The 22,298-nt window shown below is 69.8% G+C and carries 22 protein-coding genes; 4 read left to right on the top strand and 18 right to left on the bottom strand.

The window, feature by feature from the left end; genetic code table 11:
* Positions 1-7: 7 nt before the first annotated feature.
* The 14 genes from carB to aroC all read right to left on the bottom strand — a co-directional run bounded on the left by carB (position 8) and on the right by aroC (position 13,268).
* On the bottom strand, positions 8-3,289 hold the full coding sequence (carB, locus tag AC1ROW_RS01185; protein ID WP_493017049.1) for a carbamoyl-phosphate synthase large subunit: 3,282 nt from the start codon (positions 3,287-3,289) through the stop codon (positions 8-10).
* Positions 3,289-4,458: a glutamine-hydrolyzing carbamoyl-phosphate synthase small subunit gene (gene carA, locus AC1ROW_RS01180; protein WP_493017048.1), complete on the bottom strand. Its 1,170-nt coding sequence runs from the start codon at positions 4,456-4,458 to the stop codon at positions 3,289-3,291. The genes carB and carA overlap by 1 nt, the downstream gene beginning before the upstream one ends.
* A gap of 1 nt (position 4,459) precedes the next feature.
* Entirely contained in the window at positions 4,460-4,987 is a 528-nt protein-coding gene (locus tag AC1ROW_RS01175; protein ID WP_493017047.1) for a PH-like domain-containing protein, read from the bottom strand.
* Positions 4,980-6,305, bottom strand: a complete 1,326-nt coding sequence (locus AC1ROW_RS01170) for a dihydroorotase (protein WP_493017046.1) — start codon at positions 6,303-6,305, stop codon at positions 4,980-4,982. Before AC1ROW_RS01170 ends, AC1ROW_RS01175 begins: the two co-directional genes overlap by 8 nt.
* The gene (locus AC1ROW_RS01165; protein ID WP_493017045.1) at positions 6,302-7,297 is read right to left on the bottom strand and encodes an aspartate carbamoyltransferase catalytic subunit; all 996 of its coding nucleotides are present in this window, start codon (positions 7,295-7,297) and stop codon (positions 6,302-6,304) included. The genes AC1ROW_RS01170 and AC1ROW_RS01165 overlap by 4 nt, the downstream gene beginning before the upstream one ends.
* Positions 7,294-7,866 carry a bifunctional pyr operon transcriptional regulator/uracil phosphoribosyltransferase PyrR gene (gene pyrR, locus AC1ROW_RS01160; protein ID WP_493017044.1) on the bottom strand — a complete coding sequence of 191 codons (573 nt, stop codon included), beginning with the start codon at positions 7,864-7,866 and terminating at the stop codon, positions 7,294-7,296. The genes AC1ROW_RS01165 and pyrR overlap by 4 nt, the downstream gene beginning before the upstream one ends.
* 77 nt (positions 7,867-7,943) lie before the next feature.
* Positions 7,944-8,660 carry a DsbA family protein gene (locus tag AC1ROW_RS01155; RefSeq protein WP_493017043.1) on the bottom strand — a complete coding sequence of 239 codons (717 nt, stop codon included), beginning with the start codon at positions 8,658-8,660 and terminating at the stop codon, positions 7,944-7,946.
* Between the two features lie 11 nt (positions 8,661-8,671).
* The gene (gene nusB, locus AC1ROW_RS01150) at positions 8,672-9,094 is read right to left on the bottom strand and encodes a transcription antitermination factor NusB (RefSeq protein ID WP_208039424.1); all 423 of its coding nucleotides are present in this window, start codon (positions 9,092-9,094) and stop codon (positions 8,672-8,674) included.
* On the bottom strand, positions 9,094-9,657 hold the full coding sequence (gene efp / locus AC1ROW_RS01145; RefSeq protein ID WP_493017042.1) for an elongation factor P: 564 nt from the start codon (positions 9,655-9,657) through the stop codon (positions 9,094-9,096). The genes nusB and efp overlap by 1 nt, the downstream gene beginning before the upstream one ends.
* A 99-nt stretch (positions 9,658-9,756) precedes the next feature.
* Positions 9,757-10,194, bottom strand: a complete 438-nt coding sequence (locus tag AC1ROW_RS01140) for a type II 3-dehydroquinate dehydratase (RefSeq protein WP_493017041.1) — start codon at positions 10,192-10,194, stop codon at positions 9,757-9,759.
* A 5-nt stretch (positions 10,195-10,199) separates the two neighbouring features.
* Positions 10,200-10,421, bottom strand: a complete 222-nt coding sequence (locus AC1ROW_RS01135) for a hypothetical protein (RefSeq protein ID WP_493017040.1) — start codon at positions 10,419-10,421, stop codon at positions 10,200-10,202.
* Positions 10,421-11,500, bottom strand: a complete 1,080-nt coding sequence (aroB, locus tag AC1ROW_RS01130; RefSeq protein ID WP_493017039.1) for a 3-dehydroquinate synthase — start codon at positions 11,498-11,500, stop codon at positions 10,421-10,423. The genes AC1ROW_RS01135 and aroB overlap by 1 nt, the downstream gene beginning before the upstream one ends.
* Positions 11,497-12,054: a shikimate kinase gene (locus tag AC1ROW_RS01125; protein ID WP_493017038.1), complete on the bottom strand. Its 558-nt coding sequence runs from the start codon at positions 12,052-12,054 to the stop codon at positions 11,497-11,499. The genes aroB and AC1ROW_RS01125 overlap by 4 nt, the downstream gene beginning before the upstream one ends.
* A 5-nt stretch (positions 12,055-12,059) precedes the next feature.
* Entirely contained in the window at positions 12,060-13,268 is a 1,209-nt protein-coding gene (gene aroC / locus AC1ROW_RS01120; RefSeq protein WP_493017037.1) for a chorismate synthase, read from the bottom strand.
* A 78-nt stretch (positions 13,269-13,346) separates the two neighbouring features.
* Between aroC and AC1ROW_RS01115 the strand changes: the two genes are divergently transcribed.
* The 4 genes from AC1ROW_RS01115 to AC1ROW_RS01100 all read left to right on the top strand — a co-directional run bounded on the left by AC1ROW_RS01115 (position 13,347) and on the right by AC1ROW_RS01100 (position 16,274).
* Positions 13,347-13,616, top strand: coding sequence for a hypothetical protein (locus AC1ROW_RS01115; RefSeq protein ID WP_493017036.1), 270 nt, complete (start codon positions 13,347-13,349; stop codon positions 13,614-13,616).
* Positions 13,613-13,939 (top strand): hypothetical protein, encoded by a 327-nt coding sequence (locus AC1ROW_RS01110; protein WP_493017035.1) that lies wholly within the window; start codon positions 13,613-13,615, stop codon positions 13,937-13,939. Before AC1ROW_RS01115 ends, AC1ROW_RS01110 begins: the two co-directional genes overlap by 4 nt.
* On the top strand, positions 13,939-15,603 hold the full coding sequence (locus tag AC1ROW_RS01105; protein ID WP_493018337.1) for a hypothetical protein: 1,665 nt from the start codon (positions 13,939-13,941) through the stop codon (positions 15,601-15,603). Before AC1ROW_RS01110 ends, AC1ROW_RS01105 begins: the two co-directional genes overlap by 1 nt.
* Positions 15,604-15,737: 134 nt before the next feature.
* A complete protein-coding gene (locus AC1ROW_RS01100; RefSeq protein ID WP_493017034.1) occupies positions 15,738-16,274 on the top strand; it encodes a hypothetical protein in 537 nt (178 codons plus the stop codon).
* A gap of 100 nt (positions 16,275-16,374) precedes the next feature.
* Here AC1ROW_RS01100 and AC1ROW_RS01095 read toward each other — a convergent pair whose 3' ends face one another.
* The 4 genes from AC1ROW_RS01095 to alaS form a co-directional block, all read right to left on the bottom strand.
* Entirely contained in the window at positions 16,375-17,589 is a 1,215-nt protein-coding gene (locus AC1ROW_RS01095; protein WP_493017033.1) for a shikimate dehydrogenase, read from the bottom strand.
* Positions 17,582-19,090, bottom strand: coding sequence for an endolytic transglycosylase MltG (mltG, locus tag AC1ROW_RS01090; protein ID WP_493017032.1), 1,509 nt, complete (start codon positions 19,088-19,090; stop codon positions 17,582-17,584). The genes AC1ROW_RS01095 and mltG overlap by 8 nt, the downstream gene beginning before the upstream one ends.
* A gap of 67 nt (positions 19,091-19,157) precedes the next feature.
* Positions 19,158-19,625: a Holliday junction resolvase RuvX gene (ruvX, locus tag AC1ROW_RS01085; protein ID WP_493017031.1), complete on the bottom strand. Its 468-nt coding sequence runs from the start codon at positions 19,623-19,625 to the stop codon at positions 19,158-19,160.
* A gap of 3 nt (positions 19,626-19,628) precedes the next feature.
* A complete protein-coding gene (alaS, locus tag AC1ROW_RS01080) occupies positions 19,629-22,286 on the bottom strand; it encodes an alanine--tRNA ligase (RefSeq protein WP_493017030.1) in 2,658 nt (885 codons plus the stop codon).
* Positions 22,287-22,298 lie beyond the last annotated feature (12 nt).

The following is a 22,298-nucleotide window of genomic DNA, read 5'->3' as shown; positions in this document are numbered from 1 at the left end:
AGCGCCGTCACGCCCGCTCGGCCCTCTGCCGGGCGTACTCCTGCAGCGACGTCACCTCGAAGCCCTCGCGCACCGCGTCGAGCGACGCGACGGCGGCGCTCAGCTCGGCGATCGTAGTGAACAGCGGCTTGTCGCCGGCCACCGCAGCGGCGCGGATCTCGTAGCCGTCGGCACGGGCGGACCGGCCGCTCGGCGTGTTGATGACGACGTCCACCTCGTTGCGCGTGATGAGCCCGACGACCGAGTCCTCCTCCGGCGCCTCGCTGAACTTGCGCACGATCCCCGCGGCGATGCCGTTGCGGTTGAGCACCTCGGCAGTGCCCTCGGTTGCGACGATGTCGTAGCCGAGCTGCTTCAGGCGCAGCACAGGGAGGACGATCGCGCGCTTGTCCCGGTCGGAGACCGAGACGAACACGGTGCCCTCCAGCGGCATGCCGCCGTAGGCAGCGGCCTGGCTCTTGGCGAACGACGTCGGGAAGTCGCGGTCGATGCCCATCACCTCGCCGGTGGAGCGCATCTCCGGGCCGAGCACCGAGTCCACGATCTTGCCCTCGCGGGTGCGGAACCGCTTGAACGGCAGCACGGCCTCCTTGACGGCGACGGGCGAGTCCATCGGGATGACCGAGCCATCGGTCTCGGGGAGCAGGCCCTCCTCGACCAGTCCGGCGATGGTGTCGCCGACCATGATCCGGGACGCGGCCTTGGCGAGCGGGATGCCGAGCGCCTTCGACACGAACGGGACCGTCCGCGACGCGCGCGGGTTGGCCTCCAGCACGTAGAGCACGCCGGCGCCGATCGCGAACTGCACGTTCAGCAGGCCGCGGACGCCGATGCCCTCGGCGATCTTCAGGGTCGCCTCGCGCACGCGGTCGATCTCCCGGCGGCCGAGCGTGATGGGCGGGAGCGTGCAGCTCGAGTCGCCGGAGTGGATGCCGGCCTCCTCGATGTGCTCCATGACGCCGCCGATGTACAGCCGTTCGCCGTCGTACAGGGCGTCCACGTCGATCTCGATCGCGTCGTCCAGGAACCGGTCGACCAGCAGCGGGTGCGACGGTCCGACGATGCCCTGACCCGCGACCCGCTCGAAGTAGTCCGCCAGCGAGGCGGTGTCGTAGACGATCTCCATGCCCCGGCCGCCGAGCACGAAGCTCGGGCGGACGAGCACCGGGTAGCCGATCTGCTCCGCCGCGTGCGCGGCGGACGGGAAGTCGATCGCCGTGCCGTTGCGCGGGGCCAGCAGCCCGGCGTTCTCGAGGATGCCGGCGAACAGGCCGCGCTCCTCCGCCAGGTCGATCGCCTCGGGGGTGGTGCCGAGGATCGGGACGCCCGCCGCCTCCAGCCCCTTGGCGAGGCCGAGGGCGGTCTGGCCGCCGAGCTGCACGACGACGCCGACCAGCTCGCCGGACTGCGACTCGGCGTGGATGACCTCCAGCACGTCCTCGAGCGTCAGCGGCTCGAAGTACAGGCGGTCGGAGGTGTCGTAGTCGGTCGAGACCGTCTCCGGGTTGCAGTTGATCATGATCGTCTCGAACCCGGCGTCGTGCAGGGCGAACGAGGCGTGCACGCAGGAGTAGTCGAACTCGACGCCCTGGCCGATGCGGTTCGGGCCGGAGCCGAGGATGACGACCTTGCGGCTGTCGCTCGCGACGACCTCGGTCTCCTCGTCGTAGCTCGAGTAGTGGTACGGCGTGAGCGCGGGGAACTCGCCTGCGCAGGTGTCGACCGTCTTGTAGACCGGGCGCACGCCGAGGATGTGGCGCACCTCGCGCACGTCGGCCTCGCCGAAGCCGCGCAGCTCGCCGATCTGGGCGTCGGAGAAGCCGTGGTCCTTGGCGTAGCGGAGGGTGTCGGTGTCGAGGGTCTCGGCGTCGCGGAGCTGCTCGGCGACCTCGTTGATCAGCACGATCTGGTCGATGAACCAGGGGTCGATCTTGGTGGCCTCGAAGACCTGCTCGGGCGTCGCGCCGAGGCGGAGGGCCTGCTGCACGTCGACGATCCGGCCGTCGGTCGGGGTCGCGATCGACTCCAGCAGTTCCTCCACGGTGCGGGACTCGTGGCCCCAGTGGAAGGACGAGCCGCGCTTCTCCAGCGAGCGGAGCGCCTTCTGCAGCGCGCTCGTGAAGCTGCGGCCGATCGCCATGGCCTCGCCCACCGACTTCATGGTGGTGGTCAGCGTCGGGTCGGCGGCCGGGAACTTCTCGAACGCGAACCGCGGCACCTTGACCACGACGTAGTCGAGCGTCGGCTCGAAGCTGGCCGGGGTCACCTGGGTGATGTCGTTCGGGATCTCGTCCAGCCGGTAGCCGATGGCGAGCTTCGCGGCGATCTTGGCGATCGGGAAGCCGGTGGCCTTCGACGCCAGCGCCGACGAACGGGAGACGCGCGGGTTCATCTCGATGACGATGATCCGGCCATTCTCCGGGTTCACCGCGAACTGGATGTTGCAGCCGCCGGTGTCGACGCCCACCGCGCGGATGATGTCGATGCCGATGTCGCGCAGCTTCTGGTACTCGCGGTCGGTCAGCGTCAGCGCGGGCGCGACGGTGATCGAGTCGCCGGTGTGCACGCCGACCGGGTCGACGTTCTCGATCGAGCAGACGACCACCGTGTTGTCGGAGGTGTCGCGCATCAGCTCGAGCTCGTACTCCTTCCAGCCGAGGATGGACTCCTCCAGGAGCACCTCGCTGGTCGGGCTCTGGTGGATGCCGTCGCCGGCGATCCGGCGCAGGTCCTCCGGCGTGTAGGCGAAGCCCGAGCCGAGGCCGCCCATCGTGAACGACGGGCGGACGACGAGCGGGTAGCCGAGGTCCTCGGCGAACTCCAGCGCCTCCTCGACGGTGTGGGCGATGTGCGAGCGCGCGACCTCGGCGCCGGCCTCGACCACGAGTTCCTTGAAGATCTGGCGGTCCTCGCCCTTCTGGATGGCGTCGAACTTGGCGCCGATCAGCTCGACGCCGTACTTCTCCAGGATGCCGTGCTCGTGCAGCTGCATGGCCGCGTTGAGCGCGGTCTGCCCGCCCAGGGTCGGCAGGATCGCGTCCGGCTTCTCCTTGGCGATGATGGTCTCGATGACCTCCCAGGTGATCGGCTCGACGTAGGTGGCGTCGGCGAAGTCCGGGTCGGTCATGATCGTGGCCGGGTTGGAGTTCACCAGGATGACGCGCACGCCCTCCTGCTTGAGCACGCGGCAGGCCTGGGTGCCGGAGTAGTCGAACTCGCAGGCCTGGCCGATGACGATCGGGCCGGACCCGATGACCAGGACGGAGTGGATGTCGTCGCGTTTGGGCATCAGTTCGTGCCTTCCTGGTTCTGGTCGTCCTGCGACCCGGCCTCACGCTTGTGGATCAGCTCGAGGAACCGGTCGAAGAGGTAGTTGGCGTCGTGCGGACCGGCGGCGGCCTCCGGGTGGTACTGGACGCTGAAGGCGTCGAGGTCGAGGCAGTTCAGGCCCTCCACGACGTTGTCGTTGAGGCTGAAGTGGCTGACCTCCACCCGGCCGAAGCCGGCCGGGGAGTCGAAGGTCGCGTCGATCGGCGCCTTGACCGCGAAGCCGTGGTTCTGGGCGGTGATCTCCACCCGGCCGGTGCGCTTGTCGAGCACCGGCTGGTTGATCCCGCGGTGGCCGAACGGCAGCTTGTAGGTGGTGAGCCCGAGCGCGCGGCCGAGGAGCTGGTTGCCGAAGCAGATGCCGAAGTACGGCAGCCCGGCGCGCAGCGTCTCCTGCAGGAGCGCGACGTGCTTGTCGGAGGCCTGCGGGTCGCCGGGCCCGTTCGAGAAGAACAGCGCGGACGGGTTGAGGCTGAGGACGTGCTCGGCGGTGACCTGCTGCGGGAGGACGTGCACGTCGAGTCCGCGGGCCGCGAGGTTCTCGAGCGTGGACTTCTTGACGCCCAGGTCGAGGACCGCGACCGAGCCGACGCGCTCGCCGACCGCGGGCACGGTGTAGGGCTCGACGGTGGAGACCTCGGCCGAGAGGTTGCGGCCGGACATCTTCGCAGCCGAGAGCACCAGCTCCAGCTGCTCGGAGTCGCTCAGCGCGAAGTCCTCGCCGGAGAAGATCCCCGCGCGCATGGCGCCCGCCGAGCGGATGTGCCGCGTGACGGCGCGGGTGTCGATGCCGCTGATGCCGACGACGCCCTGCTCGACGAGGTCGTCGTCGAGGCTGCGCTGGGCGCGGAAGTTGGACACGACGCGGCTGGGCTCGCGGACGACGAAGCCGTCCACCCAGATCCGCCGGGACTCCATGTCCTCGTCGTTCGTGCCGGTGTTGCCGATGTGCGGCGCCGTCATGAGGACGATCTGGCCCGCGTACGACGGGTCGGTCAGGCTCTCCTGGTAGCCGGTCATGCCGGTGGCGAAGACCGCCTCGCCGAGCGTCCGCCCACGGGCGCCGTAGGCCCGGCCCACGTAGCGCTTCCCGTCTTCGAGGACGAGCACGGCAGGTTCTGCTGCGGCCACGTCACACCTCGCTTTCACTTGTCGCCTCGGGCGTCGGACCGCCCGGGAGGATGTCTTCGACGGCCGCGGTCAGGAGACCGCGCCCGGCCGGGTCCACGACCCGGAAGTAGCTGTCGGCGGACGCTCCGCCGCTGGTGGTCCAGCCGAGCCGGAGCAGGCCGTCCCGCTCCACGACCCGGTCGATCGTGACCGTGGCCGCGCCGATGCTGGTGAGCGCCGTGGCCGGGATGAAGACCGGCTGCTCCCCCGTGACGCGGAGCCGGACGCCGTCGGCGGAGACGTCGACCGTTCCCCTGCCGCGGTACGACAGGCCCGGCAGCGCCAATCGCTCCAGGGACTCGCCGGCCTTGGTCGTGGCGACGTAGAGCACCTCGGAGGAGGCCGTCGGCGCCGCGGAGGTCTCCGGCTCCGGGTAGCCGCCGCCGGCCGGGGCGTCGCGGCGGACGCGCCGTCGCCAGCCGACCAGGGCGAGCGCCAGCACGACGATGACGACGAGGAGGATGCCGATGGTCGGCAGGAGCTTATCCACGAGCTGCCTCCAGCTCCTCGACGACCGCGCCGTCGAGCACGGTGGCGTAGCCGCGGTGGAAGGTCGCCACCACGCGGCCCGGCAGCGTCATCGACAGGTAGGGCGAGTTGACGCCCTTGCCCGCGAGGTCGCCCGTCGAGAACTCCCGCGAGGCGGTCGGGTCGTAGAGGAACAGCTCGGCGGGCGCGCCGACCTCCAGCGGAAGGCCGTGGCCGTCCAGCCGGCCGATCCTGGCTGGAGCGGCCGAGAGCACGCGGGCGATGTCGGTCCAGCCGAGGAGACCGTTGTCGACCACTGAGGCCTGCACCACCGAGAGCGCGGACTCCAGCCCGACCATCCCGAACGCGGCGGCGTCCCACTCGCAGTCCTTGGACTCCACCGGGTGCGGCGCGTGGTCGGTCGCGACGATGTCGATCGTGCCGTCGGCGAGGCCGGCGCGCAGCGCCTCCACGTCCTCGGCCCGGCGCAACGGCGGGTTGACCTTGTAGCGGGCGTCGTAGCCGGAGGCCAGCTCCTCGGTGAGCAGCAGGTGGTGCGGCGTCACCTCGGCCGTGACGTCGACGCCGCGGGCCTTGGCCCAGCGGATGACGTCCACCGAGCCGGCGGTCGAGACATGGCAGACGTGCAGCCGCGAGCCGACGTGCTCGGCGAGGAGGACGTCGCGGGCGATGATCGACTCCTCGGCCACGGCCGGCCACCCGGTCAGGCCCAGCTCGCCGGACAGCGCGCCCTCGTTCATCTGGGCGCCCTCGGTGAGCCGCGGCTCCTGCGCGTGCTGCGCGATCACGCCGCCGAACGCCTTGACGTACTCCAGCGCGCGGCGCATCAGCAGCGGGTCGGAGACGCACTTGCCGTCGTCGGAGAAGACCCGCACCTTCGCGCGGGAGTCGGCCATCGCGCCGAGCTCGGCCAGCCGCTCCCCCGCCAGGCCAACGGTCACGGCGCCGATCGGCTGCACGGTCGCGTAGCCGGCGGCCTCGCCGAGGCGGAGCACCTGCTCCACGACGCCGGCGGTGTCGGCGACCGGGGAGGTGTTCGCCATCGGGAACACGGCGGTGAAGCCTCCGGCCGCGGCGGCGCGCGTGCCGGTCAGGACCGTCTCGCTCTGCTCGTAGCCCGGCTCGCGCAGGTGCGTGTGCAGGTCGACCAGGCCGGGGAGGGCGATCAGGCCGTCCGCGTCGATCGCGGTCGCGCCGGCGTCGCTCGCGTCCGCGCCGGTGGCGGCGATCCTCCCGTCGGCGAGGAGGAGGTCGGTGCGCGTGCCGTCGGCCAGAGTCGCGCCGCGGATCAGGAACCTCTGCGTCGCACTCTCACTCATCGCACACCACCATCGTTCGTCGTCCGCCCGTCGTTCATCGCCTGGGAACTGTTGTCGCCTCCGGAGAGCAGCAGGTACAGTGCGGCCATTCGCACGGACACGCCGTTGGCGACCTGCTCCCGCACCGTCGACCGCGGCGAGTCGGCGGCGGCCGCCGAGATCTCCAGCCCGCGGTTCATCGGTCCCGGGTGCATCACAATGCTATCGGCCCCGAGCCGGCCCAGCCGTTCGTCGTCCAGCCCCCAGCGCCGCGCGTACTCGCGCTCGGAGGGGAAGTAGGCCGCGTGCATCCGCTCGCCCTGGATGCGGAGCATCATCACGACGTCCGGGCCGGCGTCGATGGCCGTGTCCAGGTCGTAGCCGATCGCGGCCGGCCAGCTCGACACGTCCACCGGCAGCAGCGTGGGCGGAGCGACCAGGGTCACCTTCGCGCCCAGGGTCTGCAGCAGCCACACGTTGGAGCGGGCGACGCGGGAGTGCAGGATATCGCCGACGATGGTCACGCTCACGCCGTCGAGGTCGCGGCCTCGCGAGCCGCGGCCGTGCAGCCGCCGCCGCATCGTGAAGGCGTCGAGCAGCGCCTGGGTCGGATGCTCGTGCGTTCCGTCGCCGGCGTTGAGCACGCCCGCGTCGATCCAGCCGCTGGTCGCGAGGGTCTGCGGGGCGCCCGAGGCGCTGTGCCGCACGACGACCGCGTCCGCGCCCATCGCCGCGAGAGTCTGCGCGGTGTCCTTCAGGCTCTCGCCCTTGGAGACGCTGGAGCCCTTGGCGGAGAAGTTGATGACGTCCGCCGAGAGCCGCTTCGCCGCCGCCTCGAACGAGATGCGCGTGCGCGTCGAGTCCTCGAAGAACAGGTTGACGACCGTCTTGCCGCGCAGGGTCGGGAGCTTCTTGACCTCCCTGTCCTGCACGTCGGCCATGTCCTCGGCGACGTCGAGCAGCGTGATCGCGTCGTCCCGCGACAGGCTCTTGGTGCTCAGCAAGTGCCTCATGCGCGCGCTCCCCCCTCGGCCGCGGCGGGCTCGTCGATCGTCACCGACTCCTCGCCGTCGATCTCGTCGAGCCGCACGAAGATCCGCTCGGAGGCCGCCGACGGCAGGTTCTTGCCGACGAAGTCCGCCCGGATCGGCAGCTCGCGGTGCCCGCGGTCGACCAGCACGGCCAGGCGCACGACGCGAGGCCTCCCCAGGTCGCTGAGCGCGTCGAGCGCGGCGCGGATGGTGCGGCCCGAGAAGAGCACGTCGTCCACCAGCACGACGGTGCGCCCGTCGATCGACCCCGGCAGCGAGGTCGGCTGCGGCGCCCGCGTGGGGTGGCGCGAGAGGTCGTCGCGGTACATCGTCACGTCGAGGGCGCCGACGATGTCGTCGGGCGACGCGACCGAGTCCGGCTCGATCCGCTGGATGTTCTCAGCGATCCGCCGTGCGAGCACGACGCCCCGCGTCGGGATGCCCAGGATCACCAGGTCGTTCGTTCCCCGGTTGGACTCCAGAATCTCGTGCGAGATCCGAGTCAACGCCCGGGCGATGTCAGCCTGTTGCAGCACGGTGCGCGCTGTCATGCCGACCTCCTTCCCCGCCTCACAGGACGGCTGTTAAAGGATGCCAATTGGGTCGAGCCTACCAGGCTCGGCGCCGCTCACCGGCCGAGGAAGCTCGCGAACTCCTTCTCGTCGCTGATCGAGCCGGTGTACTGCCTGCCGTTCACCAGCACCGTCGGTGTGCCCTGGATGTTGTCGAGCACCTTTTTGCCGTCGACGGTGATCGGGCCGCTCTGCGAGTGCGCCGTGTTCGCCTGCGCCCAGGCCTGGTACGGCCCGCTGCGGTCGATGCAGCCCGCGATGTCGGTGATGCCGTGATCCGTCGCGAGCTTCCCGAGCTGCTTGTCGGTGAGGCCGCTGGAGTTCTCCTCCGGCTGGTTCGCGAACAGCGCCTGGTAGTAGTCCAGCGTCCGTTCCGGGTCGTGCACGGCGACGCAGGCGAGCGCCGCCGACGCGCGGGTGGAGTACCCGGTGCCGTTGGACACCCGGTCCAGGAAGGTCAGCGGGTGCAGGCGGAGGGTGATCGTGCCGTCCTTGACGGCGTTCGCCAGTGTCGCGCCGTTCGACTTCTCGAACGCGCCGCAGACCGGGCACATCGGGTCGAACCAGAGGTCCACCTTCTTCGGGCCGGAGCCCGCCCAGACGTAGCCGCCCGCGAAGTTCGCCGCGCCGTCGATGCCCGTGGCGGGCTTCGCGGTCGCGACGGGGACGTTCGAGTCACCGCCGAGCAGCGTGCAGGAGGCGACGCCCGCGGTCACGGCGACGGCGAGCACCGCGGCGGCGACGAACCGGCGGAGCCGGCGCGAAGCGGTCATGCCCGACGGGGTCATGCCCGCTGCGGGCGGTTCTGCGCGATCTTGGCCAGCAGCCCGTTCACGAAGCCGGCCGAGTCGTCCGTCGACAGCACGGTCGCCGCCTCCACGGCCTCCGAGATGGCGACGCCGTCCGGGACCTCGTCGTTGAACAGCAGCTCCCAGACGCCGATCCGCAGGATGGCGCGATCGACGGCGGGCATGCGCGCCAGGGTCCAGCCCTGGGCGTACGTCTCGATCTGCTCGTCGATCTCGTCCTGGTGGTCGATCACGCCGTCCACGATCTCGCGGGCGTACAGCCAGGAGGCCTCACGCGTCGGCTCGTTGGCCGCGCGCTCCGCCTCCGCCGCCAGCGCCTGCGGCAGGGTGAGCTGCCGCAGGTCGGCGCTGAACAGCACATCGAGGGCGCGCTTGCGCGCCTTGGTCCGGGCGCTCACTAGTCGTTGACGCGGCCGAGGTAGTCGCCGGTGCGGGTGTCGACCTTGACCTTGGTGCCGGTCTCGAGGAACAGCGGGACCTGGATCTGGTAGCCGGTCTCCACGGTGGCGGGCTTAGTGCCGCCGGTGGAGCGGTCGCCCTGCAGGCCGGGCTCGGTGTAGGTGATCTCGAGCACGACGGAGGCCGGGAGCTCGACGTAGAGCGGCGAGCCCTCGTGCAGCGCGACGGTCACGTTCTGGTTCTCGAGCATGAAGTTGGCGGAGTCGCCGACGATCGGGCCGGGGATGGTGATCTGGTCATAGTCGCTGGTGTCCATGAAGACGAAGTCGGCGCCGTCCTGGTACAGGTACTGGTAGTCGCGGCGGTCGACGTTGGTGATCTCGATCTTCGCGCCCGCGTTGTAGGTGCGGTCGACCGTCTTGCCGGTCGTGACGTTCTTCAGCTTCGTGCGGACGAACGCTCCACCCTTGCCCGGCTTGACGTGCTGGAACTCGATGACGCTCCAGAGCTGTCCGTCGATGTTGAGGACGATGCCGTTCTTGATGTCAGCGGTCGATGCCATGCCAGAGTTCCATTCGCTTTGCGGAAGATTCAGGTGGGAGCGGCGCCCCGCGCCGTCCACGACGGGCTCAGCGTACGGAGCCCCAGAAGATTCTAGACGTCAGCGCGCGTTTCGGCGAATGAACGCCAGAGCCAGCCGGTACGACTCGAACCCGAAGCCGGCGATCACACCGGTGGAGACGGCGGTGAGGACGCTGGTGTGCCGGAACTCCTCCCGCGCGTGCGGGTTCGACAGGTGCACCTCGATCACGGTGCCGCCGGACTTGGTCACGAGCGAGACCGCGTCGCGCAGCGCGTACGAGTAGTGCGTCCACGCGCCGGCGTTCAGGACGACCGGCGCGCCGGAGTCCGCCGCCTCGTGCAGCCAGCCCAGCAGTTCGCCCTCGACGTCCGTCTGGCGCAGGTCGATGTCCAGCTCGGGTGCGTCCGCGACCAGCTGGGCGCGGAGGTCCTCCAGGGTGCCCGCGCCGTACACGTCCGGCTCGCGGGTGCCGAGCCTGCCGAGGTTGGGACCGTTCAGGACGAGGACGGAAGTCATGCCGCTCACCCTACCGGCGCCTCGCCGTCGGCGAGCGGACGGACGCGCACGGCCGACCAGACGTCGTCGACGGCCATATTGCTGATCGGCCGCCAGCCGAACGCGCCGGCCTCCCGGATGATGGTGCCCCGGTTGACGTCGGCGCGGCCGCCTTTCGCATCGGCGCCCACGACGCTCAGCGCATCGCCCTCCTTCAGCAGCAGCTTCTGCGCGACGGTCTTGGCCATCAGGACCCGATCTCCTGGTACGCGGCGAACAGCAGGCTCTGATCGGGCCCCGCGAGCACGGTCGGCCGGCCGATGTCGTCCAGCACGATGAAGCGCAGCAGGCTGCCGCGGGCCTTCTTGTCGCGCTGCATGGTCGCCAGCAGGGTCTGCCAGCGGCCGGCCGGGTAGCTGGTCGGCAGCGTCAGCGACTCCAGGATGCGGCGGTGCCGGTCGACGGCCTCATCGCTCAGGCGACCGCTCAGCCGGCCGAGCTCCGCGGCGTAGACCATCCCGACGGAGATCGCCGCGCCGTGCCGCCACTGGTAGCGCTCGGCGTGCTCGATCGCGTGGCCGAGCGTGTGGCCGTAGTTGAGGATCTCGCGGAGGCCCTGCTCGGTGAAGTCCTCTCCGACCACGCGCGCCTTGATCCCGATCGACAGCTCGATGAGGCGGCGGAACTCCGGCGACTCGGGATCGGTGGCGGCGTCCACATCGCGCTCGATGATGTCCAGGATCTCCGGCTCGGCGATGAAGCCGTACTTGACGACCTCGGCGAAGCCCGCGAGCAGCTCGTTACGGCCGAGGGAGGTCAGGGTGTCGAGGTCGCAGACCACTGCGGCGGGCGCGTAGAAGGCGCCGACGAGGTTCTTGCCCTCAGCGGTGTTGATTCCGGTCTTGCCGCCGACCGCGGCGTCCACCATCCCCAGCACGGTCGTCGGGACCTGCACCAGCCGGACGCCGCGCAGCCAGGTCGCGGCGACGAAGCCGGCCAGGTCGGTGACGGCGCCGCCGCCGAAGCCGACGACGGCGTCCGAGCGGGTGAAATCGGCCTGGCCCATGATGCCCCAGAGGAACGACGCGACCTCGACGCGCTTGGCGGCCTCCGCGTCCGGGACCTCGGCGAGCAGCACCTCGTACGTCCCGAGCAGCGACTCGCGCAGCTCGGCCGCCGCGGCCCCGAGCGTCGGCGGGTGCACGACGAGCACCTTGTGCACCCCGGCGCCGAGGTGCGCGGCGAGGTCGAACCGGAGGCCGCGGCCGATGACGACCGGGTACGGCTGCGCCCCGGGTACGAGGATCTCGGTGGGCTGGTCGGTCATGACTCTCCTTGTTCGGTGCTCTGGTCCTGTCCGGTGCTCTGGCCGTCTTCGACCCGGCCGTCTTCGACCCAGCCGTCTTCGACCCAGCGCGCGATTTCCTCCACGATGGTGTCGATCGGCCGGGTCGAGGTGTCGGCGGTGTAGTCCGCGAGCGACTCGTAAAGCGGGGTGCGCACCGCCACGAGTCGCTTCCACGACTCCAGGTCGGTGACCAGCGGGCGCTTGCGGTTGGTGATCCGGGCGGCGATGGCCTCCGGCTGCACGGTCAGCAGGACGACGCGGGTCGCGGCCAGGTCGGCCTGCGTGTCCGGGTCGAGCACCGCTCCCCCGCCCAGCGAGACGATGCCGGGGCGGGCGACGGCCTCCGCGACCGCGGCGCGTTCGAGCGCGCGAAAGTGCGGCTCGCCGTGCGCCGCGAAGATCTCCGCGATGGCGCCGTGCCCGGCGACCACGACCGCGTCGGTGTCCACGAACGGGAGGCCGAGCCGCTTGGCCAGGCGCTTGCCCACCCGCGTCTTGCCCGCCGCAGGCGGGCCGATCAGGACGATCGTCACGGCACTCAGGCGTAGGGCGCGCTGGCGCGCTCGGTTGCCAGGTTCTGCGGGATGGCGTCGAGGTAGCCGCGGAGGTTGCGCGCCGTCTCGGTGACCGAGTCGCCGCCGAACTTCTCCAGCATCGCGTTCGCAAGCACGAGCGCCACCATCGCCTCCGCGACCACGCCGGCCGCGGGGACCGCGCAGACGTCGGAGCGCTGGTGGTGTGCGGGAGCGGCCTCGCTCGTGGCGATGTCGATCGTGCGGAGGGCGTGCGGGACGGTGGCGATCGGCTTCATGCCGGCACGGACGCGCAGCACGCTGCCGGTGCTCATGCCGCCCTCGGTGCCGCCGGCCTTGTCGCTGGTGCGCTGGATGGCGCCGTCCTCGGCCACGAGCTCGTCGTGCGCCTGCGAGCCCCGGCGGGTGGTGGTCAGGAAGCCGTCGCCGACCTCCACGCCCTTGATCGCCTGGATGCCCATGAGCGCGGCGGCGAGCTGCGCGTCGAGCCGGCGGTCCCAGTGCACGTGCGACCCGAGCCCCGGCGGGAGGCCGTAGGCGAGCACCTCGACGACGCCGCCGAGGGTGTCGCCCTCCTTGTGGGCGTCGTCCACCTCGGCGACCATCCGCTCGGAGGTGGCCGGGTGGAAGCAGCGCAGCGGGTCGGCGTCGAGCGTGGCCACGTCGGCAGGCGTGGGCAGCGGGGCGTCCTCGGGGACGCGGACCGGGCCGATGGACAGCGTGTGGCTGACCAGCGTGACGCCGAGCTCGGCGAGGAACGAGCGGGCGACGGCGCCGAGCGCGACGCGGGCGGCGGTCTCCCGGGCGCTCGCGCGCTCCAGGATCGGACGGGCCTCGTCGAAGCCGTACTTCTGCATGCCGACCAGGTCGGCGTGGCCGGGACGCGGCCGGGTCAGCGCGGCGCCGCGCCCGGTGGCGAGCTTCTCCGGGTCGACCGGCTCCGGGCTCATCACGTCGACCCACTTGGGCCACTCGGTGTTGCCGATGCGCAGCGCGATCGGGCTGCCGAGGCTCAGGCCGTGGCGCACGCCGCCGGAGACCTCCAGCGCGTCCTGCTCGAACTTCATCCGTGCGCCGCGGCCGTAGCCCAGCTTGCGGCGGGCGAGATCGGCGCGGACGGCGTCCAGCGAGACGGGGACCCCGGCGGGGAGCCCCTCCAGGACGGCGATGAGTTCGGGGCCGTGGGATTCCCCGGCCGTGAGCCAACGAAGCATGCTTCGATTCTGGCACAGCGGTGGACCCGACGGCATGGCAACCTCTATGTTTGTATGTAAGCACCGGAGGTTGTATTAGTGAAATTGACGTCAAGCGTTGCAGCCGCTCAGGACGCGGCGGCCGGTATCGCCGCCATCAAGACGGACATCGAGGCGAATACTGTGGAACTCGGTTCGAGCAACATCGCCAGCATGAGGGATGGGGCGGCGGTGACGAACACCGCCCTGGATGGCATCTTCAAACTGTCCGCGACTCTGATCAGTCACGCCCGGAATGTCGATTCTCTAGCGAAGCAGATCGAGCAACGCGACAGTCTGGACGCGGCGATCTGGGGTGCGGACTCGTGAGCGGTCGTTATGGGGAGAGCTACGGACAGGTCTCGTCCGAGCAGGACGTCGCGGATGCGCTTTCGCAGATTCGCCGTCATGAGGAGCGCTGGGACGAGTATCGGCGGGCGATGAGGGAGCACACTTCCCGGTTCGAGGAGGCTGCGGCCGGCTTGGGGACGACGAACTACTTCGTGCAGAAAGACTTGGCGGCGCGCAGAGAGGTCGACGGCTATGTCGGTCGACTCGCGAGCGAGCAGACAGAGGTGCTGACCGAGACAGTGCGCGCCATCAATCGCGCCGCGGACGCGGAGCGGTCAGGCGATGAGGGACGGGGTGCGTGATGGGGCTGGTCTATGACGCTGCTGAGTCGGACAAGCTGAAGACGGCGCTGACCGGGAACCTGACCACGGCCTTGTCCGTGTTGGAGGCGACGGAGTCTGCGGCTAATCGCCTTACCGACGCTTTGAGCGGTGGTGAGCTGTCCGGCAGAGCCTATTCCGCCGCTCAACTCGTTCTGTCTCGCGACATCGCCCCGCAGATCGCTGCGGCACGTGATGAGATCGCGGTCATCGGGAAGGATCTCGAGAAGTTCACGCACGAAGACAGCAAGGTCAATCGTTTCAGGGTGCTAAAAGAGGACGAACTGAAGAGGCAGTTCACCGCGACGAAGCCGCAACACGACCTCACCGAACGCCTGAAGGAGGCGAACGAGGCTGTCGCGGCGGCGGCGGACTGGGCACTGCCTGGAGCAGGGGAAGCGCTGAGGGCGGTGGGCCCTCAACTGGACCTCGTGTTGACGCAACTGGAGAACGACCTTCGCGACCTTCAGGACCGGTTGGATGCGTTGCACGGGTTCAACCTGGGCACGAGAGGGCTGTTCGGCCAGACCGTGTCCAAGGGAAAAGGCGTGGCCATGTTCGCCCCGTCCCGGATCAGGCCGGACCCGAAGAAGGACGCGCAGTACCTGACGGAGCTGCTGAAGGGGATGACCCCCGAGCAGCGGTCGGCGTACCTTGACAGCTCGGAATTCCGCGACTGGGCGTCTAAGCACTGGGAAGGCGCGAAGATCGCGATGGACGCGGCCGCCGACTCCGGGCTGATCGCCACCTTTTCACTTGAGTACAGACACTTCCTCACGGGGTATTGGAATCACAAGGCTCTCGTGAAGGCGGGTATTGACCCTGGGAAGTGGGACATCAATCGCGGGACGGAGGCGAACTGGGAGATCATCAAGAAGGTCTACGACTACTACGGTCGCCTCTACCTCAAGAACCCGGATCTCCAATGGGCCGGAATGGCGAACATGATCGGGCCATCCTTCGCCGGCGGGTTCCGCGACCTCGGCATGCTGCGCAGCATCCTGAAGTCCGGGGTACAACCTCCGTTCATCCCCAACGAGGTCTGGGCGTTCCTGAAGCAGTTCGGCGACGACGAACTGCGATTCTTCGAAACCACCCTGCTCGGGATGCAGAAAGAGATCTTCCTCGACCAGGCCCGCCAACACGAAGCCTTCCTCGCCGGCGGCATGAAAGAAATCGAACGCCTCCGCGCCTCTGGCGCCATCGACCGAAACACCGCGATCGCATGGGAGCGGATTGCGTCCGGCGACCCCGCACAGGTCGCCGATGGAAATGCGTACCTTCTCAGGCGGGAACAAAGAGAGATCATCAACGACAACTACGACGCCATGCGCAACCACCCGATCACCGGAGAAGCGATGACGCAGACGATCACCTTGATCGGCGCCGCGTCAATCCCGGGCGCGAGGACGTTCCCCGAGGTGTTCTCTGGGGGGAACATCGCGGACAAGGACGATCGCTGGGCGCTAATCAAAGAGGACACCCTGCCGGTGTACCAGGACTTGGTGGCCAACCACCCGGATAAGGTGCGAGAGATCATCGGGTCCGACTTCACCAAACGCACCGAAGACATGCGCATCCCGAACCGACTCCCCGAAATCATCGACCGGTTACGGCAGGGCTACACCGGCAAGAAGAAACCATGAGATACGGCAAACTGGCCGGGATCGCGTCAGCCGGGCTGCTGGTGTTCTCACTCTCCGGGTGCGGGGTGGTCCAGGCCCTCACCTCACACTCCTCACTACAGCAATGCGACACCCCAAAAAAGCAGGAAACGACGATGAACGAACCGAAGAACTCACAATTCGACGAGGCAGGCCTCAAGGAGATCGCCGAAACCTGCAAGGTCACCTTCGACCTCACCACCAATGAGCTCCTCAAAGAAGACCTCGGCCTCCCCGACACGGCCCGCTCTGTGCCTGATCTCAGCGTCGACGGCCTCATGACTCTCACCCTCCACGGCTCCAACGGCACGCTCACCGCCCACACCGACCGCATCATGTTCTTCACCGTCGAGAAGCACGCGTGGGTCGATGAAATCTCCTACTTCCTGACCGCGGACACCCCGGAAGAGTTCTTCACCATCCTCCGCGACGGCACCGAAGCCTACGGCTTCGACAAAACCAGCGTGGAACGAGAGATCAAGTACATGAAGGACCACCCGGATCGCAAGTCAAGGGCTGCGCTACAGCCCGGTTACAAGCTCGGGTTCGAAGTGATCTACGACTTCAGTTACAGAGGCCCCGGCCACGTCAACACCGTCATCGTTCTGGTAACCCCCAAAAGCAGCGAGTTCCGACCACTTCAGGGACTCTGAACATCCCTCTGCCGGTAGCCCAAGCCTGAGGCCTGCCGCGTCCCCTGCCCCATGCCACCTGATCCCTCCGGTGCATCCGGACCAGGCGACCAACCACCCGCTACTCCGCTTCGCCCTCCACGGAGCCGTCGCCGACCGGCGCGCCTTCCGCGTCGATGCCGACCGCGGCGAGCATCGCCTCCAGGACGCCCTCCTCGTCGGGCAGAGGCTGAAGCACGTCGCCGGAGACGAAGATGCGCACCTGCAGGAGGGCCTGCTGCGCGAGCATCGCGAGCCCGGAGACGACGCGGCCGCCGACGGCCTGCCAGGCCTTCGCGAGCACGCTCGGCCATGGGTCGTACGCCACGTCGAGCAGCACGGCCTGACGTCGCGTCGAGTCGGTGTAGATCGCCTCGGTGGACGCGCCGCCGGGCAGCGTGCTGATGACGAGTTGCGGCACGTCCAGCGAACGATCGGCCTGCGCGAACGACCGGATCCGGATCATCAGCCCGAGCTGGTGGGCCAGCGGCTCCAGCCAGACGCTCTTCTGCAGGTCGCGCACGTGCACGTCCACGCGCTCCGCGCCGAGCTCGGCCGCGGCGACCAGGGCGGAAGCGGCGGTCGCTCCCCCGCCCAGGATGTGCACGTAGCGCGCCTCCTCCAGGCCGGCGGCGGACAGCGCGCGGACGATCCCCGCGACGTCGGTGTTGAAGCCGCTGAGGTCGTCGCCGTCGATCAGGACCGTGTTGGCCACGCCGGTCTGCTCCGCGACCCGGTCGGTCTCGGTCAGCAGCGGGATGATGGTCTGCTTGAGCGGCATGGTCAGCGACAGGCCGCGCCATTCCTCGCCCAGGCCGTCCAGGAACGCGGAGAGGCCGGCCTCGGTGACGTCGAGCTGGTCGTACGACCAGTCCAGGCCGAGAGCGGCGTACGCGGCGCGGTGCAAGGCGGGAGACCGGGAGTGGCCGATCGGCGAGCCGAGAACGGCCAGGCGGCGGGACGGGGCGGGAGCCTCGGCGGGCTCGTCCTCGGCCGGCTCCTCGTCGGCTTGCTCGTCCTCGGCCGGCTCCTCGTCGGCTTGCTCTTCCTCGGCGAGCTCCTCCGCAGCCGGCTCCTCCTCGAACGGCTCCTCCTCGTCGGCGGCCCGCTCCGCCTCCGCGATCGCTTCCTCTTCGGCCTCGGCCTCCCGCTCGGCCTCCACCAGCGCGGCGATCATCTCCTCCGCGGACGCCTCCGACACCCCGTTCTCGACGGCCGGGTCGACCGCGTCCTCCGGGTTCTGCGGTTTCGCCGCCCGGGACTTCGCGGCGGGCCGGGGCTTCGGTGCGTCACTCATAGCCGGGGTTGTCCTTCATCCATTGCTGCCACTTCGCGACCGCCGCCTCGTGCTCCGCCTGGGTGGTCGAGAAGATCGTCTCGCCCGTCTTGAGGTTCCAGGTCACGAAGTACATCCAGGGCCCGTCCGCCGGGTGCGTCACAGCGTTCAGCGCGAGGTCGCCCGGGTTGGAGATCGGCCCCACTGGGAGCCCGGGGTGCACGTACGTGTTGTAAGGGTTCGAGGCGTCCGCGCGCTCGGCGTCGGTGGTCGCAACCCGGTCGGTGTGCCCGGTTCCGTAGGCGACGGTCGCGTCGGACTGGAGGTCCCAGCCCTGCGCGAGCCGGTTGAGGAACACCCGTGCGACCTTCGGGTAGTCGTCCTTCAGGCCGGCCTCGCGCTGCACGATCGAGGCGAGGATCACATCGTTCCAGCGATCGGCGGCCGGCACGCCGGCCTGGTCGAGCGCCTGGAAGGACCGGTCCACCATCGTCTTGATCGCGTCGTGCGCCGAGACGCCGGGGGCGAACGTGTAGGTCGCCGGGAAGAGGAAGCCCTCCAGCGTCTTCGCCTGGGCGGGCAGCCCGAAGTCGGCCGGGTTCGCGGCGGCCTGCTGCAGCTGGTCGAACGGGATCTTGGTGGCGGTCGCCACAGTCTGCAGCGCGTCCTTCTCGGCGGTGCCCTCGGGGATCACCGCGGTGTTCTGCAGCCGCGAGGACGGGTTCTGCAGGGCCGCGAGGGCGGCCTTCGCGCTCATCTGCTTCGCCAGCTTGAAGACACCGGGCTGCCAGACGATCTGCGGCTGCTGGTGGAGCAGGAGCGTGTAGAACGCGTCGTAGCTCTTGGTCACACCCGCCTTCTTCAGGTTCGTCGCGATCGCGCTGCCGTCGTCGCCCGCCTTGATCGTGAACGTCACCGAGCCGGTGCCGTTGCCCGTGTAGTCGTCGTTCTGCGGCAGGACCTTCGCGACGAGCGCCGCGACCTGCGGCTGGAACGCCATGAAACCGCCGGCCGCGAGGCCGCCGAGGACCAGGACGACGACGACGGTGATGACGAGCCGCTTGAGCCAGCGCCGCTTCCGGCGGGGCACCGGCTCGTGCGAGAGGTAGTTCTGCTGGTGCCAGGCGAGCGGCGACTCGCCGCGGCCGGCGTCGGACGTGTGCTCGCCGTGGCCGGTGAGCGACGCGAAGATCGCGTGGGCCGAGTCCTCGAACCGGCCGTGATCGTGGCCGGCGGCGCCCTGCCCGGCCTCGTGGCGCGTGGAGGCTCCGACCGGCTCCCGCTCGGCGGACGCGGCCGCGTCGACGGGCACGGGTCCGGTCACAACGGAGTCGAAGTCCAGCCCGGCGAGGGTCTCGCGGTTGGCCGGTGTCTCGGCGGGAGGCGGCGTCCACGGGCCGGGAGTCTGCGGATTGCGCGTGTCGACGACAGGAGCCCCGGCCTGAGCCTGAGCCTGCTGGGCCTCCTGAGCCTGCTGGGCCTCCTGGGCCTCCCTGGCCTGGCGCGCCTCGCGCCTGGTCATCGGCTGATGCCGGTTCACGGCCGGGAAGACGGGGGGCTCCGGCTTCTCCTGCGGGTTCTGCGACAAACTAGGGTCCAATGCTCGGTTCGACGGGGTGGCCCGGCGGACGGCCTGAAGCGCGCTCCGCGTCGAGGGCGTGCTGCAAAATTATCGTGGCGGCCACCTGATCCACCACCGGACGCGCGCTTTTCGAGTTCTTGCCCGACGCCCGGAGCGCCGAGTGCGCCGAGACGGTCGACAGACGTTCGTCCACCAACCGCACCGGCACGTCCACCTCGGCGTCGAGCGCTTCCGCGAAGGCGACGGCGTCCGCCGTCGACGCGGTGTGCGCACCCGAGAGCGCCAGAGGCAACCCGACGATAATCTCGAAAACTCCGAGTTCGGTCACAATCTCCGCGATCCTGCGCCGATCCGCAGCATCCTCGGAGCGTGCGACCGTCTCCACCGGAGTCGCCAGCATCCCGTGGAGGTCGGACCGGCTCACGCCGATCCGGACCTTCCCCACGTCGATGCCGAGTCGCACTCCGCTGCGCACGCGCTAGCCGATCGCCGAAACCACCGCGGAGAGCGCGGCCGGGATCGCCTCGGCGTCCGTTCCGCCGCCCTGCGCGAGGTCTGCCTTGCCGCCTCCGCCGCCGCCGAGCACACCGGACGCCGTCTTCGCGAGAGCGCCCGCGTTCACCCCGGCGTCGCGCGCGGCCTGGTTGGTCGCCACGATCACGACGGGCTTGCCCGCCGCGCGCGCCGCGAGCGCGACGGTCGCGGCGTCCGAACCGAGCCGCTCGCGAACGGTCGTCACCAGCAGGCGCAGATCGTCGGCCGAGTTGAGCGTGCCTGCGTCTTCGGCCACGACGGTGACCGCGCCACGGCGGGTGGCCGACTCCAGCAGTCCGGGCACCTTGTCGAGCACCGCGCGGGCCTCGAACGCCTGGATGCGCTTCTCGGCGGCCTTCAGGTTCGCCATCAGGTCGGCGATCTTCTCGGGCAGCTGCTCGCGCGGCGTCTTGAGCGCGCCGGAGAGCTGCGACACGATCGTGCGCTCGACCGCCAGGTCCTGGAACGCCTCCAGGCCGACCAGCGACTCCACGCGGCGGTTGGTCGAGCCGACCGACGATTCGCTGACCAGGTTGATCATCCCGATCTCCGCGCTCGTGGACACGTGCGTACCGGCGCAGAGCTCGCGCGACCATGGGCCGCCGATGTCGACCACACGCACGACGTCGCCGTATTTCTCGCCGAACAGCGCCATCGCGCCGAGCGCCTTGGCCTCGGCCAGCGGCAGCTCGCGCGTCGTCACCTGCAGGTTGTCGCGGATCGCGTTGTTGGAGATCTCCTCGATCTCGCTGCGGGTCTCCGCAGACAGCGCCTGGTTCCAGGAGAAGTCGAGGCGCAGGTAGCCGGCCTTGTTGAACGAGCCGGACTGGTGCGCGTTGGGGCCGAGCACCTGGCGCAGCGCCGCGTGGATGATGTGGGTGCCGGAGTGCGCCTGCGTGGCGCCGCGCCGGTACTGCGCGTCGACGAGGCTGGTCGCGGGCGCGCCCACGCCGACCTCGCCGCTGCGCACCAGCACCTTGTGGCTGATCAGCCCCTTGACCGGCTTCTGCACATCGAGAACGTCGAGCTCGTAGCCCGGGCCCACGATCGTGCCGGCGTCCGCGCTCTGACCGCCGGACTCCGCGTAGAGCGCGGTCGCGCCGAGGATGATCTCCGCGACCTGGCCCTCGCGGGCGACGTTCACCGACTGGCCGTCCACGATCAGGCCGAGCACGCTCGACTCCGTCTCCAGATCGGTGTAGCCGGTGAAGACCGTCTCGCCCTGCGCACGGAACGCGCTGTAGACCGACAGGTCGGCGAGGGCGGTCTTCTTCGCCTTGGCGTCCGCCTTCGCGCGGGCGCGCTGGTTCGCCATCAGAGTGTCGAACGCGGCGCGGTCGACGCTGAGGCCGGCCTCCTCCGCCATCTCCAGGGTGAGGTCGATCGGGAACCCGTAGGTGTCGTGCAGCAGGAACGCGGTGTCGCCGGCGAGCTCGTCCTTGCCCGCGCCCTTGGTGCTCGCCACGGCGGTGTCGAGGATGTTCGTGCCCGACGCGAGGGTGCGCAGGAAGGTCTCCTCCTCCGCGTAGGCGAGCTGCGACGTGCGCGCGAACTCGGCCTCCACCTCGGGGTACGCCGCCTTCATGGCGTCGCGCGAGGCCGGGAACAGCTCGGGGAAGGTGGCCGTCTCGACGCCCAGCAGCCGCATCGCGCGCACCGTGCGGCGCAGCAGGCGGCGCAGCACGTAGCCGCGGCCCTCGTTGGACGGCGTGACGCCGTCGGTCATCAGCATGAGCGCGCTGCGGACGTGGTCGGCGACCACGCGCAGGCGGACGTCGTCCTCGTGCGCCTCGTTGCCGTACGGCTTGCCGGCCAGCTCGGCCGCGCGGTCGAGCACCGGGCGGACCTGGTCGATCTCGTACATGTTGTCGACGCCCTGCTTGATGAACGCGACGCGCTCGAGCCCCAGGCCGGTGTCGATGTTCTTCTTCGGCAGGTCGCCGAGGATCTCGAAGTCCTTCTTGCCGGTGCCCTCGCCGCGCAGGTACTGCATGAAGACGAGGTTCCAGATCTCCACGTAGCGGTCGTCGTCGGTCGCGGGACCGCCGTCGACGCCGTACGCGGGGCCGCGGTCGAAGAAGATCTCCGAGCAGGGGCCGGCGGGGCCGGGCTGGCCGGTCGACCAGTAATTGGTGTCCTTGCCGAGGCCCTGGATGCGCTCGGCGGGGAGGCCGGCTACGCGGGTCCAGATCTCGCGGGCCTCGTCGTCCTCCTCGTACACCGTGACCCAGAGGTCCTTCGGTTCGAAGCCGAGACCGCCCTCGTCCTCGGGCAGGGTGAGCAGGTCCCAGGCGAACGTGATCGCCTGCTCCTTGAAATAGTCGCCGAACGAGAAGTTGCCGCACATCTGGAAGAACGTGCCGTGGCGCGGGGTCTTGCCGACCTCCTCGATGTCCAGGGTGCGGATGCACTTCTGGACGCTGGTCGCGCGCGGGAACGGCGCGGGCACGACGCCCGTCAGGTACGGGACGAAGGGCACCATCCCGGCCACCGTGAACAGCAGCGACGGGTCGTCGCTGACCAGCGAGGCGGACGGGACGACGGTGTGGCCGCGCGTGGCGAAGAAGTCGAGCCAGCGGCGGTGGATTTCAGCAGTCTGCATGGTTTCCGGTCG

This window comes from Leifsonia sp. GW821-FHT13C09 (assembly GCF_058806435.1).
Note: the sequence above shows the minus strand (reverse complement) of the source record. Positions and strands in the feature narration are given on the sequence as shown.

Excerpts from the sequence above, each read along its gene's own strand:
- carB (WP_493017049.1), bottom strand. The coding sequence starts at position 3,289 with ATGCCCAAACGCGACGACATCCACTCCGTCCTGGTCATCGGGTCCGGC.
- AC1ROW_RS01170 (WP_493017046.1), bottom strand. The coding sequence starts at position 6,305 with ATGAGTGAGAGTGCGACGCAGAGGTTCCTGATCCGCGGCGCGACTCTG.
- AC1ROW_RS01165 (WP_493017045.1), bottom strand. The coding sequence starts at position 7,297 with ATGAGGCACTTGCTGAGCACCAAGAGCCTGTCGCGGGACGACGCGATC.
- pyrR (WP_493017044.1), bottom strand. The coding sequence starts at position 7,866 with ATGACAGCGCGCACCGTGCTGCAACAGGCTGACATCGCCCGGGCGTTG.
- AC1ROW_RS01155 (WP_493017043.1), bottom strand. The coding sequence starts at position 8,660 with ATGACCGCTTCGCGCCGGCTCCGCCGGTTCGTCGCCGCCGCGGTGCTC.
- efp (WP_493017042.1), bottom strand. The coding sequence starts at position 9,657 with ATGGCATCGACCGCTGACATCAAGAACGGCATCGTCCTCAACATCGAC.
- AC1ROW_RS01140 (WP_493017041.1), bottom strand. The coding sequence starts at position 10,194 with ATGACTTCCGTCCTCGTCCTGAACGGTCCCAACCTCGGCAGGCTCGGC.
- AC1ROW_RS01135 (WP_493017040.1), bottom strand. The coding sequence starts at position 10,421 with ATGGCCAAGACCGTCGCGCAGAAGCTGCTGCTGAAGGAGGGCGATGCG.
- aroB (WP_493017039.1), bottom strand. The coding sequence starts at position 11,500 with ATGACCGACCAGCCCACCGAGATCCTCGTACCCGGGGCGCAGCCGTAC.
- aroC (WP_493017037.1), bottom strand. The coding sequence starts at position 13,268 with ATGCTTCGTTGGCTCACGGCCGGGGAATCCCACGGCCCCGAACTCATC.
- AC1ROW_RS01105 (WP_493018337.1), top strand. The coding sequence starts at position 13,939 with ATGGGGCTGGTCTATGACGCTGCTGAGTCGGACAAGCTGAAGACGGCG.
- AC1ROW_RS01100 (WP_493017034.1), top strand. The coding sequence starts at position 15,738 with ATGAACGAACCGAAGAACTCACAATTCGACGAGGCAGGCCTCAAGGAG.
- AC1ROW_RS01095 (WP_493017033.1), bottom strand. The coding sequence starts at position 17,589 with ATGAGTGACGCACCGAAGCCCCGGCCCGCCGCGAAGTCCCGGGCGGCG.
- mltG (WP_493017032.1), bottom strand. The coding sequence starts at position 19,090 with ATGACCAGGCGCGAGGCGCGCCAGGCCAGGGAGGCCCAGGAGGCCCAG.
- alaS (WP_493017030.1), bottom strand. The coding sequence starts at position 22,286 with ATGCAGACTGCTGAAATCCACCGCCGCTGGCTCGACTTCTTCGCCACG.